At 56.3% G+C, this 3,645-nt stretch carries 2 protein-coding genes; one reads left to right on the top strand and one right to left on the bottom strand.

The genetic code is table 11. The annotated features are described in order from the left end of the window. Positions 1-444: 444 nt before the first annotated feature. Positions 445-2,835 (bottom strand): sodium-translocating pyrophosphatase, encoded by a 2,391-nt coding sequence (locus tag GX466_02250; GenBank protein ID NLH93030.1) that lies wholly within the window; start codon positions 2,833-2,835, stop codon positions 445-447. Positions 2,836-3,118: 283 nt separating this feature from the next. On the opposite strand from GX466_02250, the gene GX466_02245 reads away from it, so the two are divergent. Further along, positions 3,119-3,645 (top strand): PCRF domain-containing protein (locus GX466_02245; protein NLH93029.1); only part of this gene is annotated, 527 nt, incomplete at its 3' end.

Here is a 3,645-nt window from a genome sequence, read left to right as displayed (position 1 = left end):
TTTTTCAACACACGACATTTATCTTCTTCTGCGTTCTTTGGTAGGAAGCAATCCCGGCTCAATGGTATCCTTTATTCATTCCAAGGCCTACACGCATATTTTTACGCTTGCGTTATTCTTGTCAAGGTCTGTTTTTTCCTTTGTCAAAATGGGGGGGGTAACCTAGGTAGTTTCTGAGCCTGATGGGGGACAGAAACTCCAACGGAGCTTCGCAGAGGCGACAGAATTTGAGGAGATTCTGCCGCCCTACGGGCTTGAAAACATCAGTTTGGGCCTTTTGATTTGAAAGTCAACCGAAAACAGCCATAACAGCTTACCCACATCAATACCCTGCCAGCCACACCCTTAACGCCCGTTTTCATCCCTCTCCTATGCCTCCCGTAAGATTCCCGCATCAAATGCGGCCATCATACGGGAGGCGCCTCAGGGATTTGAAAAAGGGCCTTAACGGCCAGTTGGCAGTTCTTCCGGATTGGAGGCTGGCTGCTCCCCATTTGCGCAATCGGCGCAGTTTTCAGGGCAATCCGGGCAGGGATTGGCGGGTTTGTAAATGGCGTCAGCGGGCACGATCTCGTTGCGCATATTCAGTTCCAATCCCTGTTTGGTGAAGGGCGGAACGATGTTTTCCACGCGCAGGGAATAGTTCACGATCATCCCGGCAAAGACGATGGAGACCATGCTCATCAGTTTGATGAGGATGTTGATGCAGGGTCCGGCAGTGTCTTTGAAAGGATCGCCGACGGTGTCGCCCACCACGGTTGCCTTGTGCACGGAAGACGATTTGCCGCCGTGTTCACCGGTTTCCACATACTTCTTGGCATTGTCCCAGGCCCCGCCGGAGTTATTGAGCATGATGGCCAGCACAAAACCGCTCACCAAAGCCCCGGCCAGAACGCCCAAAACCCCGGCTACGCCAAAAATCAGGCCGGTGAGGATGGGGGTCACGACCCCAACCACGGCGGGCAGTAACATCTGCTGCTGAGCGCCGATGGTGGCGATGGTTACGCAGCTGGCATAATCCGGCTTGGCTGTTTCATCCATGATGCCGGGGATTTCTCTAAACTGGCGCCGGACCTCGGCCACCATCTTGCCGGCGGCTTTGCTCACGGCCTTGATGGTGAGGGCGGCGAAAACGAAGACCGCCATGCCTCCGATGAAGATGCCCAGCAGAAACTTGGGATTCAGCACGTGGATTTGGTAAAAGTCGATGAAATCCATCACCGTGGCGGATGCCACCTTCGCAGTCCTGACCAGGCCCTCGGCATAGTGGATTTGCATGAACTGCTCCACCTTGCCTCCGGCCATGATCAGCGCTGCCCTAACCTCTTCCAGGTAGGCGGCCAGCAGGGCCATGGCGGTGAGGGTGGCGGAGCCAATGGCAAAGCCTTTTCCCGTGGCGGCGGTGGTGTTGCCCACACTGTCCAGGTTGTCGGTCATTTCTCTCACGTGCTCCGGCATGTGCGACATTTGGGCATTACCGCCGGCGTTGTCAGCGATGGGGCCAAAGGCGTCCATGGCCAAAGTCACTCCCAGCGTGGCCAGCATGCCCACAGCGCCGAAGCCGATGCCGTAGAGGCCCATTTCGATGGATTGGAAGCCGTGGCTGCAGATGAAGGCCATGAGGATTCCGGCCACGATTGTGAGCACCGGCCCCAGAGTGGAGCGCATGCCCACGGCTATTCCTTCCAGGATAACTGTGGCGGGCCCATAGTTGCCCTGGGCGGCGATATTTCTGGTGGGGTGGTAGCTGTGGGATGTGTCAAACTCGGTGAAGAGACCGATCAGGATTCCGCAGACGAGGCCTATCACCGTGGAGATGAAGGCTCCGAACCAGTAATCCGCCGGCAGCAGCGCGCGGGTAACGAAAAATGAAGCTATGGCGATGAGGACGGAACTTCCGTAAACGCTTTTGTTGAGGGCGAACATCAGCTCTTTGGTGCCGGCGTTTTCCTTGGTGCTCACCATGAAAACTCCCAGGATGGAGAGCAGCGCCCCTATCCCGGCCAGGACCATTGGCGCGATGACAAAATTGATCCTTACAGCTTCGAACTGCGATCCCAAGGTGGTCACGGCGCTCAGCCCCAAAGCCGCGGTGGCGAGGATGGAGCCGGCGTAGCTTTCATAGAGGTCGGCACCCATTCCGGCTACGTCACCAACGTTATCGCCAACGTTGTCGGCGATGGTGGCCGGGTTGCGCACATCGTCTTCCGGGATTTCGGCTTCCACTTTTCCAACGAGGTCCGCGCCCACATCCGCGGCCTTGGTGAAGATTCCTCCGCCCAGCCTGGCGAAGAGGGCCTGGGTGGATGCTCCCATGCCAAAACTGAGCATCACGACGGTGATGGTGTGGAGGGGAAAGCCGATGCGGTTGAGGATGAAGAACCAGGCGGAAATGTCGATAAGCGCCAGCCCCACCACGGTGAGGCCCATCACGGCGCCGCCCCGGAAGGCGATTTTCAGGCCTTTATTCAGGCTTTCGGAACAGGCCTGGGCGGTCCGGTTGGAGGCCAGCGTGGCCATGTTCATGCCCACGTATCCGGCCAGGGCGCTGAAAAAACCTCCCGTGAGGAACGCGAAGGGAACCAGCCAGTGCAGAACGTGCAAAACCTGCGCCATGAACAGGAAAACCAAAAACGCGCCCAAAAAGAACCATGCCACCCCTTTGTACTGCTGCTTCAGATAGGCGAAAGCGCCCTCCCGCACATAGGAAGCGATCTCTATCATCCTGGCGTTGCCGGGATTGGCCCTTTTCACCTGCTGGAAGAAGATCGCAGCGAATATCAGCGCTGAAACCGCCCCAATCGGGGCTATGTACCATAGTATAGGAATCATAATCTCACCTCAGTATAAATTGTGGATGCGAAAAATCCGCTCTTGTTCTGGGAACGGACTTTTTTTACGGGGTGCCGCCTATTTGTCAATGAAATTCTGAGATTTTACAAATGATTTGACAAAATCGCCCGCACGAGATTTACTGCCCTGACATTTTGTTCAATTTCGACCCAAGCAGGAAACTCATACATGGAATACACAGACTACCGCAAGGAAGCAAACGCTCTGATCCTCCAGATTTCCGAGATTCGGAGGTTACTTTGACCTCGGGCAGAAAGAGGAATTGGTGGCCAGCCTCCAGCAGGAGATGAACCGTCCCGATTTTTGGAACGACCAGAACCAGGCCAAAAAGGTAACCCGCCAGCTCAGCCGGGCCAATGATGACATTGCCCACATCCGTTCCCTGGAAAACCTGAAGGGAGACCTGGAAACCTATCTGACGCTGCTGGACGAGGACCCCAATCCCCAGCTTCTGGCCGAAGCAGTGTCTGAACTGCCGGAACAGAGGTCGTTCATAGAGAAAGCCGAGATCGAGTGCTACCTGAACGAAAAATACGATGAAGAGAACGCCCTGCTCACCATCCATGCCGGGGCAGGCGGCACCGAAGCCCAGGACTGGGCCGAGATGCTGCTGCGAATGTACACCCGCTGGGCCGAGCAGAACAACTATTCCGTAACCATCATCGATTCCCTGCCCGGGGAGGAGGCCGGCCTGAAAAGCGTTAGCGTCGAGATTGCCGGCAGCTTCGCCTACGGCATGCTGAAAGCCGAAATAGGCATCCACCGCCTGGTGCGGATTTCCCCCTTCAACGC

It is taken from the genome of Candidatus Cloacimonadota bacterium, assembly GCA_012516855.1.
Taxonomy (GTDB): domain Bacteria; phylum Cloacimonadota; class Cloacimonadia; order Cloacimonadales; family Cloacimonadaceae; genus Syntrophosphaera.
Note: the sequence above shows the minus strand (reverse complement) of the source record. Positions and strands in the feature narration are given on the sequence as shown.